This window comes from Serratia sp. 3ACOL1 (assembly GCF_003668775.1).
Classification (GTDB): Bacteria; Pseudomonadota; Gammaproteobacteria; order Enterobacterales; family Enterobacteriaceae; genus Chania; species Chania fonticola.
Genome location: NZ_CP033055.1, coordinates 4,486,504 through 4,500,427, shown reverse-complemented (window position 1 = coordinate 4,500,427; position 13,924 = coordinate 4,486,504). Strand labels below are relative to the sequence as shown.

The window sequence follows — 13,924 nt, the reverse complement described above, 5'->3', positions numbered from 1 at the left end:
TTTTCTGATTAAAAAAATAATCGGCAGCCGTGCCCAATTTATACGACAGATTAAGTCATCAATTAAGCCCAACCCGTTAAGTGGGCGCAGCATGCAGCGCCCACCAGAATAAGTTTGGTCACAGAATCTATTCTGAGCTTGATGCTCAGCTCGCTATCGGCTCTGAACCGCCCTTGTCCAACGGCTCTTCCGGTTCGGCTGGCAGCACCATATAAGTGCCCTCAAATACTGCCCCTTTGTCATCGTCACCGAATAAATGCACTTCTGCCTGCACCCGCGCCCGGCGGCCACGCGCCAAACGAGCCAGATCGCCACTCAATGAGCTCAGGTCGGCAACGGCTCTCGGCCTGCCGGTGATCGGTTTGCTGTAGCGAATATGGGCGTCTGCCAGAATAATCGTGCCCCCCAGGTGGCGCTCACGCAGCAGCAGCCAGATCAGCCCCCAGGCGGTCAGCGTTGCCAAGGAGAACAGGCTACCGGCAAACAGCGTATGGTGTGGATTCTGATTGCCCACCTCCGGCATGGTGGTAACAAAACGCTGGCCGGTATATTGGCTGATGCGCACCCCCATTTTTTCACTGAGCGGGATATGTTCATACCAGGCTTGTTGTAGCTGCCCGCACCAGTCGGGGCGATGCAGAATATCATCCAGCGTGGCCACGGGTTTGATCATCAGGTAATGGCGGATCGGCGTAGTTTGCGGCGCAGTGATTTCGCCCTGGTTGATAAAGCCCAGCTTGGCAAAGAAGTCCACTGCATCCTCACGGGCGCTACACACCACCCGCTTTACCCCTTCCTGGCGCGCTACTGACTCCAGGGTCATTGCCACCAGCGTGCCAAGGCCTTTATCCTGCACCGTGGGATCGACCGCCATGAAGCGGATAGCGGCTTCGTTATCGGCATTGATATACAGACGGCCAATGGCCACAATCCGGCCGTTCTCATCCACCACCATTTGATGGTGCGCCATGGCGTCGTAGGCATCCTTTTCCGAACCCACCGGCTGGTGTAATGGCTTACGCAGCATCTCCCAGCGAAACTGGTAATAGTCTTTCAGTTCTTGTTCTGTAACGGGTACTCGTAGGTGATACATAGACGCCTTCTCTTGTGATCTTTAAACCTGCAGCCAGAACGTCACCGGGCCATCGTTCACCAATGCCACCTGCATATCGGCGGCAAACTCACCGGTCTGGGTTTCAATACCACGTTCCTGGCACTGCCCAACAAAATAGCGGTATAGCCGATCGGCCTCCTGCGGCACCGCACCGCGCGAAAAACTTGGCCGCATGCCTTTCTGGGTATCGGCTACCAGGGTGAACTGCGACACCACCAACAGGCTACCGCCAGCCTGCTGAACGTTGAGATTCATCTTGTCATCCTCGTCGCCGAAGATGCGATACCCCAGCACTCGCTCACACAGGCGTTGGGCTTTTTGCTCGTTATCGTCCTGCTCGACACCCAATAACACTAACAAACCGGGGCCAATCTTGCCTACTGTCTCACCTTCTACCGTAACGCTGGCGTTTAATACCCGTTGAATTAACGCAATCATAACGATCCTTCCTGCTCCTGTTTTTGCTGTTGTTCTGCTTTCTGCTGCTGGTAAAGGCGGTGCTCACCCAGCGTAACGGTGATTTCGGCACCCAATAACACGATACACCAGCTCCAGTAGACCCATAAAAATAAAATCGGGATCACCGCCAGCACGCCGTAGATCAGCTGGTAGGAAGGGAACATGGTGACATACAGAGCAAAAGCTTTCTTACCCAGCTCGAACAACACCCCTGCCACCAGCGCCCCGATCAACGCATCTTTCGCAGGCACGCGTACCGTGGGCACCACGCTGTATAACAACCAGAAAGAGACCCAGGACAGGATCAGCGGGAAGATGCGCAGCACCTCATCCACCAGGCTGTTAACGCCGCTTTGCGCTAACCAGTTTAGCGACAACAGATATGAGCTGATCGCCATACTGGCCCCCACCAACAGCGGGCCGAGGGTCAGCACCATCCAGTAAACGGCAAAGGAAACCACGATCGGCCGCTGGTTCTTACTGCGCCAGATGGTGTTCAACACGCTATCCACCGAATAGATCAGCAGCAGCGCGGTGACAATCAGGCCGCAGATCCCCACGGCGGTCATCTTGCTGGAGTTGGCAACAAACTGCTCCAGGTAACGTTGCAGCACATTACCGGCGGCAGGCATAAAGTTGGAGAAAATAAAACTTTTTAGCTGCACGCTGATATCCGCAAACATCGGGAAAACGGCAAACAGCGCAAACACCACGGTGATCAGCGGCACCAGGGAAAGTAGCGAGACATAGGCCAGATGGCCCGCCAACATGGTCAGGCCATCCTCATCAATACGTTTAAACAGCAACCGCCCGAAGGTTATTCCGGGTTTGATCGACGATGGCAGCTTTTTGCGGCGGAAAAACGACATAGCTTCATCCTAAATGTCAGTCTGGACGCCTTAAGCTTAACGTACGGTGATTATTGAGCAAAATAAGCTGGCACGACCTGGCGATCGATGACGTGTACCGCCTTGATCCCCAGTGCCGCGGCCGCTTCTACGTTCGCCGCCACATCGTCAAAGAATACCGCCTGATCCGCCGGGGTGTTTTCCGCCTTCAGTACGTGCTGATAGATGTTGGCATCGGGTTTACGCATGCCAAGATCCTGCGACAGATACATGTGATCGGCAGCTTCAGCGACCTGTGGGTAGTGCTGAGGCCAATAATTACAGTGCAGGCGGTTGGTATTCGATAACACCACCACGCGATGCCCTTCGTTGCGCAGGCGATGCATAATCTCGATCACTTCAGGGCGCAGGGCGACAAACACCGCCTGCCAGCCGGTGGCAAACTGCTCGAAGCTGAGCGCTATCCCCATTTCTTCACAGAGTTTTGCCGCAAAGTCTTCGTCGCTAATCTCGCCGCGCTCGTGCTGTTGGAATACTTCACCCATGCTAAAACGTTCGGACAACGTCGCCAGCGGTGTGCCGCTCAGGTTGCTCCACACGCCCAGTACACGTTTGAAATCGATATCGACAATCACATTACCTAAATCAAAGATATACAGCATAGTCCTCTCCCATGGGCCAGTGAGATTTCACTGTAACGGGAAAAGTTAAGGCTGAACAGGGAGCAGTGTGAAAAGCGCATGGCGCGCCGCAGAAAGGGGGAAAGACAGAGGAAAAAACTCAGGGCGCTGTGACACGCCCTAAGTATTGCGGATTAAATCGGCGAATTAAGCTTCTTTAGGACCGCGGTTGGCACGCTTACGATCGTTTTCCGTCAGGTGACGCTTACGGATACGGATCGAGATTGGCGTCACTTCTACCAGTTCGTCATCATCGATGAATTCCAGAGCTTGCTCCAGAGACATTTTGATGGCCGGAACCAGGGTAGTCGCTTCATCGGTACCCGATGCGCGCATGTTGGTCAGTTTTTTACCGGTCAGGCAGTTCACGGTCAGGTCGTTAGAACGTGAGTGGATACCGATGATCTGGCCTTCATACACTTCAGCACCGTGGCCCAGGAACAGCTTACCGCGATCTTGCAGACCGTACAGAGCGAACGCTACCGCTTTGCCCTGGCCGTTAGAGATCAGCACGCCGTTCTGACGCTGGCCCACTTCGCCTGGACGCACATCGTCGTAGTGGCTGAAGGTGGAGTACAGCAGACCGGTACCAGAAGTCATGGTCATGAATTCGTTACGGAAACCGATCAGGCCACGGCTTGGGATCACGTAGTCAAGACGCACACGGCCCTTGCCATCTGGATCCATGTTTTTCAGGTCAGCTTTACGCTCACCCATCGCCTGCATCACAGAACCCTGGTGCTGTTCTTCGATGTCCAGCGTCACGTTCTCGAACGGCTCTTGCTTGCGGCCATCGATTTCGCGGAAGATAACTTTCGGACGGGAAACCGCCAGTTCAAAACCTTCACGACGCATGTTTTCGATCAGAACCGACAGGTGAAGCTCACCACGGCCAGAAACACGGAATGCATCAGCATCTTCGGTTTCTTCAACGCGCAACGCCACGTTGTGTACCAGTTCCTTGTTCAGACGCTCAAGGATTTGGCGTGAAGTCACGAACTTGCCTTCTTTACCACAGAACGGTGAGGTATTGACGTTAAAGAACATGCTTACGGTAGGTTCATCAACCGACAGTGCTGGCAACGCTTCAACCGCGCTCACATCACAAATGGTGTCAGAGATGTTCAGCTCGCCCAGACCGGTGATGGCAACGATGTCGCCCGCTTCGGCAACGGTGGCTTCGATACGTTCCAGACCCATATGGGTCAGCACTTTACCGATTTTACCGTTACGGGTTTTGCCTTCGCTGTCGATCAGGGTGATCTGCTGGTTAGGCTTGACTTTACCACGCTTGATACGGCCGATGCCGATAACGCCCACGTAGTTGTTGTAGTCCAGCTGCGAGATCTGCATCTGGAAAGGTGCTTCCAGCTCAACCTGCGGCGCAGAAACGTGATCGACAATCGCCTGGTACAGCGGAGTCATGTCTTCGGACATATCGTTATGGTCAAGACCCGCGATACCCATCAATGCGGATGCATAGATGATTGGGAAGTCGAGCTGTTCGTCGGTAGCGTCCAGGTTAACGAACAGGTCGAAGACCTGATCCACAACCCAGTCAGGACGCGCGCCAGGGCGGTCAACCTTGTTGATTACCACGATCGGTTTCAGACCATTGGCAAACGCCTTCTTGGTCACGAAACGGGTTTGCGGCATTGGGCCATCCATTGCATCCACAACCAGCAGCACCGAGTCGACCATTGACATCACGCGCTCTACCTCGCCGCCGAAGTCGGCGTGTCCTGGGGTGTCTACGATGTTGATGCGGTAGTCTTTCCAATTAATGGCGGTGTTTTTTGCGAGGATGGTAATCCCACGCTCTTTCTCCAAATCGTTGGAGTCCATTACGCGTTCTGTCGCTTCTGAACGCTCTCCGAAAGTACCGGATTGTTGCAGCAACTTGTCAACCAGGGTGGTCTTACCATGGTCAACGTGGGCAATAATGGCGATGTTACGCAAATTTTCGATCACAGCTTTGCCTCAGGCATTAGAAATAGCGCGCTATTGTACACGTATTAAGCGAGGTACTAAACAAGATCACAACACTCTCTTATAAACAACTGTGTACAGGCTAGTTTGTGATCCCTTTCACGGTGCAAAAAGCAGCAATCGATGATGTTTTGCACCATTCCAGTGCCCCACCCCAGGTTATTTGCACCACCATAGTGCATTGCATCGCTAATGGTGCATACTGGCAAAGAGCAAAACCCGCACAAACCGGCGATTTTTTCGCTTTTATAAAGTTGGCACAGTTTTCGCTTTAGTCTACACAGGGCAAAAACAGGCCATCACACAGATTCGTTCCACGACGATGACAACGATAAATCCGGGAGAGTTAAGTATGTCCGCTGAACACGTTTTGACGATGCTGAATGAGCATGAAGTGAAATTCGTAGACCTGCGTTTCACTGACACCAAGGGTAAAGAACAACACGTCACCATCCCTGCTCATCAGGTAAATGCCGACTTCTTCGAAGAAGGTAAAATGTTTGACGGCTCCTCAATCGGTGGTTGGAAGGGCATCAACGAATCTGACATGGTACTGATGCCAGACGCCAGCACGGCGGTTCTGGATCCGTTCTTCGAAGAATCTACCCTGATCATTCGTTGTGACATCCTCGAGCCAGGCACCATGCAGGGCTACGATCGTGACCCACGTTCGATCTCCAAGCGTGCGGAAGACTTCCTGCGCTCTTCCGGCATCGCCGATACCGTGCTGTTCGGGCCTGAACCTGAGTTCTTCCTGTTTGACGACGTGCGCTTTGGCAGCAGCATCCGTGGTTCCCATGTCAGCATTGATGACATCGAGGGCGCCTGGAACACCAGCACCAAATACGAAGGCGGCAACAAAGGCCACCGTCCAGCGGTAAAAGGCGGTTACTTCCCAGTGCCACCGGTCGACTCTTCACAGGACATCCGTTCTACCATGTGTCTGACCATGGAAGAAATGGGCCTGGTGGTTGAAGCTCACCACCACGAAGTGGCAACCGCAGGTCAGAACGAAGTGGCTACCCGCTTCAACACCATGACCAAGAAAGCCGACGAAATCCAAATCTACAAATACGTGGTTCACAACGTGGCTCACGCATTTGGCAAAACCGCGACCTTCATGCCAAAACCGATGTTCGGCGATAACGGCTCAGGTATGCACTGCCACATGTCACTGTCCAAGAACGGTACCAACCTGTTCGCTGGCGACAAGTACGGCGGCCTGTCTGAAATGGCGCTGTTCTACATTGGCGGCATCATCAAACACGCTAAAGCGATCAACGCCCTGGCCAACCCGACTACCAACTCATACAAGCGTCTGGTCCCAGGCTACGAAGCGCCGGTTATGCTGGCTTACTCTGCCCGTAACCGCTCTGCGTCTATCCGTATCCCAGTGGTTGCCAGCCCGAAAGCGCGCCGTATCGAAGCCCGCTTCCCGGACCCAGCGGCTAACCCATACCTGTGCTTCGCTGCACTGCTGATGGCAGGCCTGGATGGCGTGATCAACAAGATCCACCCTGGCGATGCCATGGATAAAAACCTGTATGACCTGCCGCCGGAAGAAGAAGCTGAGATTCCAAAAGTAGCTGGCTCACTGGATGAAGCAATGGCCGCACTGAACGAAGACCGTGAATTCCTGACCCGCGGTGGCGTATTCACCGACGACGCGATCGATGCCTACATCGAACTGCGTAAAGAAGAGATGGATCGCGTGCGCATGACGCCACACCCGGTTGAGTTCGAACTGTACTATAGCGTTTAAGTCATACCCGCGCTGTCTACGGATGGCGCATCGCTCGCTATTTATCTAAGCCGTTTTTTTGTTGCCGTGGAAACTTTTAGCCCATCTTCGGATGGGCTTTTTTCTCCACCGTATGTTCTGCAAAACTATTTCATACCGTGATGGTTGCGGATGGAGTAGGATGGATGCACTAAAAAGGTGCAGGAGACTGCTGTATGGCAACCGGCAAGCTGCCCGATGCTGGGCAGATCCTCAATTCTCTCATCAACAGCATTTTGCTGTTGGATGACACACTGGCGATCCACTACGCCAATCCGGCGGCGCAACAGCTGCTGGCACAGAGTTCTCGTAAACTTTTCGGTACACCGCTGCCCGATTTACTCGGTTATTTTTCGCTGAATATCGATCTGATGCGCGAAAGCCTGCATGCCGGCCAGGGCTTTACCGATAACGAAGTGACCCTGGTGGTAGACAGCCGCGCCCATATCCTCTCCTTGACCGCTCAGGCGCTGCCTGAAGGCTTTATTCTGCTTGAGCTGGCCCCAATGGACAATCAGCGTCGCCTTAGCCAGGAGCAGTTACAGCACGCTCAACAGGTTGCGGCTCGCGATCTGGTGCGTGGCTTGGCCCATGAAATCAAAAATCCGCTCGGCGGTTTGCGGGGTGCCGCGCAGTTGCTGGCGAAAGCTTTGCCAGACCCTTCGCTGACGGAATACACCAAGGTGATCATCGAACAGGCCGATCGGCTGCGTAATCTGGTAGATCGCCTGCTAGGGCCACAGCGCCCCGGCCAACATATTACCCAGAGTATCCATCAGGTAGCGGAACGGGTCTTCCAACTGGTGTCGTTGGAGAAACCCGATAACGTCACGCTGGTGCGTGATTACGACCCAAGTCTGCCGGAACTGGCGCACGATCCCGATCAAATCGAGCAGGTGTTGCTCAATATCACCCGCAACGCGCTGCAGGCGCTGAGCGAAACCGGTGGCACCATCACGCTGCGCACGCGTACCGCGTTTCAGATCACCCTGCACGGCACCCGCTACCGGCTGGCGGCACGGATCGATGTTGAGGATGACGGCCCGGGCGTACCGGCCCTGTTACAAGACACTCTGTTCTACCCGATGGTCAGCGGCCGCGAAGGCGGTACCGGCCTGGGTTATCCATCGCCCGTAATCTAATCGATCAGCATTGCGGAAAAATTGAATTTAACAGTTGGCCAGGTCACACCGAATTCTCGGTTTTCCTGCCTATTCGCCAGTGAGGTTTGTGCTATGCAACGAGGGATAGTCTGGATCGTCGATGACGATAGCTCCATCCGCTGGGTGCTCGAACGTGCGCTCACCGGAGCCGGGGTGAACAGCGTCACCTTCGACAGCGGCAATGCCGTGTTGGAAGCATTGGCCACGCAAACTCCCGACGTGCTGCTGTCAGATATCCGCATGCCGGGTATGGATGGCCTGGCGCTGCTCAAGCAAATCAAACAGCGTCACCCGATGCTCCCGGTCATCATAATGACGGCGCATTCGGATCTGGACGCGGCGGTTAGCGCCTATCAACAAGGGGCGTTCGATTACCTGCCAAAACCCTTTGATATTGATGAGGCCGTCGCGCTGGTAGAGCGTGCCATCAGCCACTATCAAGAGCAGCAACAACCCGCTCGCAGCCAACCCGCCAACGATCCCGTCGCCGATATTATTGGTGAAGCCCCGGCAATGCAGGATGTGTTCCGCATTATCGGCCGCCTGTCGCGTTCCTCCATCAGCGTGCTGATCAACGGGGAGTCGGGAACCGGGAAAGAGCTGGTCGCCCATGCGCTGCATCGCCACAGCCCGCGCGTCAAATCACCGTTTATCGCCCTGAACATGGCCGCGATCCCCAAAGATCTGATCGAATCTGAACTGTTCGGCCATGAGAAAGGGGCGTTTACCGGCGCCAATCAGATCCGCCAGGGCCGTTTTGAACAGGCCGACGGAGGCACGCTGTTCCTGGATGAAATCGGGGATATGCCGCTGGATGTGCAAACCCGCTTGCTGCGGGTATTGGCGGACGGACAGTTTTATCGCGTGGGTGGCTATGCACCGGTGAAGGTGGACGTGCGTATCATTGCCGCTACCCACCAGAACCTGGAGTTGCGCGTCCAGGAGGGCAAATTCCGTGAGGATCTGTTCCACCGCCTGAACGTGATCCGCGTACATCTGCCGCCGCTGCGTGAACGCCGTGAGGATATTCCGCGCCTGGCGCGCTATTTCCTACAGGTGGCCGCGAAAGAGTTGGGTGTGGAGGCGAAGAACCTGCATCCGGAAACCGAAACCGCCCTAACTCGCCTGCCGTGGCCGGGCAACGTACGCCAGTTGGAAAACACCTGCCGCTGGCTGACCGTGATGGCCGCCGGGCAAGAAGTGCTGATCCAGGATCTGCCCTCGGAACTGTTTGAAACCGCCGCGCCACAAGCCAGCAGCCACGGCTTACCGGACAGTTGGGCCACGTTGTTGGCACAGTGGGCTGACCGGGCGTTACGTTCCGGTCATCAAAACCTGTTGTCCGAAGCTCAGCCGGAAATGGAGCGCACCTTGCTCACCACCGCGCTACGGCATACCCAGGGGCACAAGCAGGAAGCTGCCCGCCTGTTGGGATGGGGCCGGAATACCTTAACGCGTAAGCTGAAAGAATTAGGGATGGAGTAAGTAATACCCCTCACCCTAACCCTCTCCCAAAGGGAGAGGGGACTGAACGTGCTACAAATTACCCCTGCGCTCAACTGCTACATTGTTCTTGAGAAGTGCCACAGAATAACTCCATACCTGATATCAACTCCGTACCAGCTCCCTCTCCCTGTGGGAGAGGGTTGGGGTGAGGGGAAATTGATGATTAAAAATACAATCCAGCGCACAAAAAACCAGCGATTTAAGGCTTTTACCGGATATGCGGCAGCAGTATGATCGAAACGCAAACTCAGGAGGCTTTTGATGCTGGATACACTCATCGTCTTTCTTACCCAAGGCGCAGACGTCGGCTCTGCCGTCAGCCATTCACCGCAGGCGGCCGTTGCCACGGTGTTGTGCGCCGCACTGATAAATTTCTTCAGTTAGCAGGGCGCAGCACGCTGCGCCTCTACACATCCGCCGTGGTGTTGCGCGTCAGATAACCCGGGAGAACTGTTGGGCGCGGGCCTGTTTACGCAGGTAGATATCGAAGCACATGCAGATATTGCGGATCAGCAAGCGCCCACGAGGCGTGACGCGAATGCCGTGGTCATCGCGCTCCACCAGCCCGTCACGTTCGAACGGCGCCAGCAATTCCAGATCGGCGGCAAAGTAATCCGCAAACGCAATGCCGTATTGCTGCTCAATCGGTTGATAAGCCAGCTGGAAATTACAGATTAGCGTCTTGATCACATCACGGCGCAGGCAGTCATCTTCCGTCATCGCCAGGCCACGCCACAGGGCGTTCCCCTGCTCTTCCACATTAGCGTAATACACCTTCAGCTCTTTCTGGTTCTGCGCGTAGCTGTCACCCAGCATGCTGATGGCGGAAACGCCCAAACCCAGCAGATCGCTGTCCCCTTGGGTGGTGTAACCCTGGAAATTGCGGTGCAGCTTGCCTTCGCGTTGGGCAATGGCCAGCTCATCGTTCGGCCGGGCAAAATGGTCCATGCCGATAAACTGATAGCCCGACTCCGTCAGCGAAGCGATCGTTTGCTGCAGAATATCGAGTTTCTGCTGGGCGCTAGGTAGATCGGCGTCCTTGATTTTACGTTGGGCAGCAAACAGGTTCGGCATATGAGCGTAGTTAAATACGCTCAGGCGATCCGGATTGAGCTCCGCCACCCGCTGCAGCGTGAAGGCAAAACTTTCTGGCGTCTGCTTCGGCAGGCCGTAAATCAGATCGATATTGGTCGAGTTGAAGCCTAGCGCTTTAGCCCGGGCGATCAGGGCAAAAATGAACTCTTCATCCTGCTCGCGGTTAACCAGACGCTGCACTTCTTTATTGAAGTCCTGCACCCCCATGCTAAGGCGGTTGAAGCCTTCGGCACGCAGGTGGTCCAGCACGTCCAGCTCGATTTCCCGTGGATCAACTTCGATCGACATCTCCATTTCTGGCTGGAAATCAAAGTGCTGGCGTAGCATGGCGACCAAGCGGCTGATTTGCTGCTTATCGAGATAGGTTGGCGTACCGCCGCCCCAATGCAGTTGGCTGACCTTGCGGCCGGCAAACAAGGGGGCACGTGCGATGATTTCACGCTCCAGCACGGCCAGGTATTCATCGGCCTTGTGAGTCTGGCGTGTGACCAGCTTATTGCAGCCGCAGAAATAGCAGAGCTTATGACAGAAGGGAATATGGACATACAGCGACAGCGGGCGCTCAGGGTAGCGCGTAGCTGCGCGTTGGAACGCAGCTTCGTCGTAGCCCTGGTTGAACTCCAGCGCCGTGGGGTATGACGTATAACGCGGGCCTGAATAGTTATATTTTTGGATCAGGGCCAAATCCCAGACAATGGTCTGTTCTGACATGCTTGCTCACTCCTTCCGATATTTTTTCCTACCGGGCCGGGAAATGGGCAGTTGTCTACGCTGTCTGGCCGCGGAAGCGCTGCTAAAACGCGTTTTGCGCTTCGACAGCCGCCACAGTTTACCGAATAACCACAGTAGATAACATGTCAACAGTAGGGCTATTGCCGGGATCAGCCACATAACCGCTTAAAATACGTCTTTCGGGTTACCGCCTTTCAGCAGTTTCAGAATGTCTTCCTGCTTCTCTTCCGGCTCTTCGTCGTCTTCATCGCCCAGTTCGATGCCCAGTTGTTCCATCAACGCATCGATACGATCCAGGGTTTGATCGACGTAAGCCTGATCTTCCGCGCTCAGCTTGGCGCCTTCATCCAGGCGATCCAGCAAGGCATCCAGACGCTCATCGTTTTCCAGCTTGGTCAGTTCTTCTTCTGGCGTGAGGCGCGGTTTTTCTGCCTTCGGTTTTGGCTGCGGCTTGGTCGCCTTCACTTTAGCGTCAACCACCAGCGCAACCGGCACTTTACTGCCGAGACGAGGATCTTTGGGTTGCGCACCGGTTTTATTTTTCTGGTTGGCAGACTCAACCTGGGTACGTGAACCGGAAGCCAGGCCACGGCGCTTTTTCAGACGCTTGCGCTCGCGCGCTTCCTGATCGAGCTCCACACGACTTTTCTTTTTACTTTTTGACGTCGCCGCGCTGCTGCGTGGGCCGCGAGGTGCTTTTGATGGCTGGTTCATGGCTTTTACTCTTAGGTATGTAGATCCAGTATAGAATTGCTATACGGTTGCGGCGGAATCTAGCAGAAAGCAGACAAAGAAAAAAGGCGGCAGGTTAAAACCTGCCGCCTATTTCGCACCTTCACTCGAAGGATATTCCTGCTCCGCGCTCCATGCGCACACTCAACATCCCGGTTTTTCCATCTGCGATAACCGCGCTCCCTGCTACTACGTCTTTCATCCTGAAAGAAAAAATCATCCGTGCTGCGATCCATTCGCTTCCACTCTTCCTGAGTGCGCTTCCCGCGGGCGTCCTGATTGCAGTCACTTCATCATCCGTGTACTATTCGTGCGCTCCGGCACCAATAGTTTCAATTCCATCTGCCATCATCCTGGTACTCATTACACTACCTGTGCATTCCCTGAGATTTTTCACCCTTCCTGGATGTTCCTGTTTCCTTGGCCTCCTGCCTTGCAACCTACTTTACGCTTTTATGGGATGTGCTCAAGATACCTACAGGCGGCTTACGGCGATCTTTTACTTAACGAAATTACAACATGCTGTTTTATAACAAATAAAATATTTACAGCTTTCGAATAAAGCGACATTACCCCCAATTCGAATGGTCAATGTCTCACACGGCAGGCGACCTTTTGCCACAAGGACTCTGTGGTTAAAACGCTTAAAAACCGAGAAACACACCCTTTTAGCGCTGATGCAGTTATAATCGCCCACCAGATAGCCATCCTCACGGAGACGAAAAATTTTGACCAGCAAGAACTACAATTACCATGTGACCCATTTCGTCACCAGTGCGCCCGATATTCGCCACCTGCCGGGGGATGAAGGTATTGAAGTTGCGTTCGCCGGCCGCTCCAACGCCGGGAAGTCCAGCGCACTGAATACCCTGACCAATCAGAAAGGCCTGGCACGTACCAGTAAAACGCCGGGGCGTACCCAGCTGATTAACCTGTTCGAGGTCGAAGAAGGCATTCGCCTGGTCGACCTGCCAGGCTATGGCTATGCCGAAGTGCCAGAAGAGATGAAGAAGAAATGGCAGCGGGCGCTGGGTGAATACCTGCAAATGCGTAACTGCCTGAAAGGCCTGGTGGTGCTGATGGATATCCGTCATCCGCTTAAAGACCTGGACCAACAGATGATCCAGTGGGCCGTCGACGTTGGCACGCCAGTGCTGGTCCTGCTGACCAAGGCCGATAAGCTGGCCTCTGGCGCTCGCAAGGCGCAGCTCAATATGGTGCGTGAGGCCGTGCTGCCATTTATGGGTGACATTCAGGTAGAAGCCTTCTCGTCACCGAAAAAGATCGGTGTCGATAAACTGAGCCAGAAGTTGAATACCTGGTTTAACGAGATCCCACCGGAAGTGCTGCCGGAAGACGATATCGGCGGGGAATGATACCGCTGCGGGTATTTCGTAGGGGCGCCGCATGCTGCGCCCAATGAGCCGATGCTGAGACATCGGCTTTTTTACGCCCGATATCACACCGCACGAGGCCACATTTCGTTATCTAATTACAATTTTGACTAAAAACCATCACAAAAACTTATGGCAGATGTTGCGCTGTCAGGAGATAAATGCAGATAAATCAGCCAAGGGAACGGCGGGAGAGAGAAAGGTGAGGATAACTAAAATCGATGGTTTTGACGTTGTTTTTACAATAAAAAACGCCCCAGTCAATACTGACTGGGGCGGCTAAATATTCAGCCAAATCCGATTACGTGAAGTAAAAGGTCTGAAAGATAGAACATCTTACCTCTGTACCCTACGCCTGTAACTCTACATCATTTTTTCACGCTGCAAAAGAATTTTTTGTAGTTTACTTACACGATCCGGGCACTAACAACG

Annotated in this window: 11 protein-coding genes and 1 pseudogene; 5 read left to right on the top strand and 7 right to left on the bottom strand. The window is 54.2% G+C overall.

The genetic code is table 11. The features are described from left to right. Positions 1–145: 145 nt before the first annotated feature. The 5 genes from fabY to typA form a co-directional block, all read right to left on the bottom strand. Positions 146–1,093, bottom strand: a complete 948-nt coding sequence (gene fabY / locus D9980_RS20300) for a fatty acid biosynthesis protein FabY (protein WP_121608281.1) — start codon at positions 1,091–1,093, stop codon at positions 146–148. A gap of 21 nt (positions 1,094–1,114) precedes the next feature. Beyond that, positions 1,115–1,552 (bottom strand): D-aminoacyl-tRNA deacylase, encoded by a 438-nt coding sequence (gene dtd, locus D9980_RS20295; RefSeq protein WP_024482958.1) that lies wholly within the window; start codon positions 1,550–1,552, stop codon positions 1,115–1,117. Continuing rightward, entirely contained in the window at positions 1,549–2,442 is an 894-nt protein-coding gene (locus D9980_RS20290; protein WP_121608280.1) for a virulence factor BrkB family protein, read from the bottom strand. Before D9980_RS20290 ends, dtd begins: the two co-directional genes overlap by 4 nt. A gap of 50 nt (positions 2,443–2,492) precedes the next feature. After that, positions 2,493–3,083 (bottom strand): glucose-1-phosphatase, encoded by a 591-nt coding sequence (gene yihX / locus D9980_RS20285; RefSeq protein WP_024482960.1) that lies wholly within the window; start codon positions 3,081–3,083, stop codon positions 2,493–2,495. Positions 3,084–3,248: 165 nt separating this feature from the next. Then, the gene (typA, locus tag D9980_RS20280; RefSeq protein WP_121608279.1) at positions 3,249–5,072 is read right to left on the bottom strand and encodes a ribosome-dependent GTPase TypA; all 1,824 of its coding nucleotides are present in this window, start codon (positions 5,070–5,072) and stop codon (positions 3,249–3,251) included. A gap of 370 nt (positions 5,073–5,442) precedes the next feature. On the opposite strand from typA, the gene glnA reads away from it, so the two are divergent. From glnA to D9980_RS26745, 4 genes and pseudogenes are all read left to right on the top strand, one after another. Further along, positions 5,443–6,852, top strand: coding sequence for a glutamate--ammonia ligase (gene glnA / locus D9980_RS20275; protein ID WP_024527823.1), 1,410 nt, complete (start codon positions 5,443–5,445; stop codon positions 6,850–6,852). 194 nt (positions 6,853–7,046) lie between these two features. Next, a pseudogene (gene glnL / locus D9980_RS20270) lies at positions 7,047–8,095 on the top strand (nitrogen regulation protein NR(II)). A gap of 10 nt (positions 8,096–8,105) precedes the next feature. Then, a complete protein-coding gene (glnG, locus tag D9980_RS20265; protein ID WP_024527821.1) occupies positions 8,106–9,518 on the top strand; it encodes a nitrogen regulation protein NR(I) in 1,413 nt (470 codons plus the stop codon). A gap of 282 nt (positions 9,519–9,800) precedes the next feature. Continuing rightward, positions 9,801–9,923: a YshB family small membrane protein gene (locus D9980_RS26745; RefSeq protein ID WP_137751101.1), complete on the top strand. Its 123-nt coding sequence runs from the start codon at positions 9,801–9,803 to the stop codon at positions 9,921–9,923. 48 nt (positions 9,924–9,971) lie between these two features. Here the strand turns inward: D9980_RS26745 and hemN are convergent, their stop codons facing one another. After that, positions 9,972–11,345, bottom strand: a complete 1,374-nt coding sequence (hemN, locus tag D9980_RS20260; protein WP_121608278.1) for an oxygen-independent coproporphyrinogen III oxidase — start codon at positions 11,343–11,345, stop codon at positions 9,972–9,974. 186 nt (positions 11,346–11,531) lie between these two features. Continuing rightward, a complete protein-coding gene (yihI, locus tag D9980_RS20250) occupies positions 11,532–12,080 on the bottom strand; it encodes a Der GTPase-activating protein YihI (RefSeq protein WP_024482966.1) in 549 nt (182 codons plus the stop codon). Positions 12,081–12,826: 746 nt separating this feature from the next. On the opposite strand from yihI, the gene yihA reads away from it, so the two are divergent. Next, positions 12,827–13,474, top strand: a complete 648-nt coding sequence (gene yihA, locus D9980_RS20240; RefSeq protein ID WP_024482967.1) for a ribosome biogenesis GTP-binding protein YihA/YsxC — start codon at positions 12,827–12,829, stop codon at positions 13,472–13,474. Positions 13,475–13,924 lie beyond the last annotated feature (450 nt).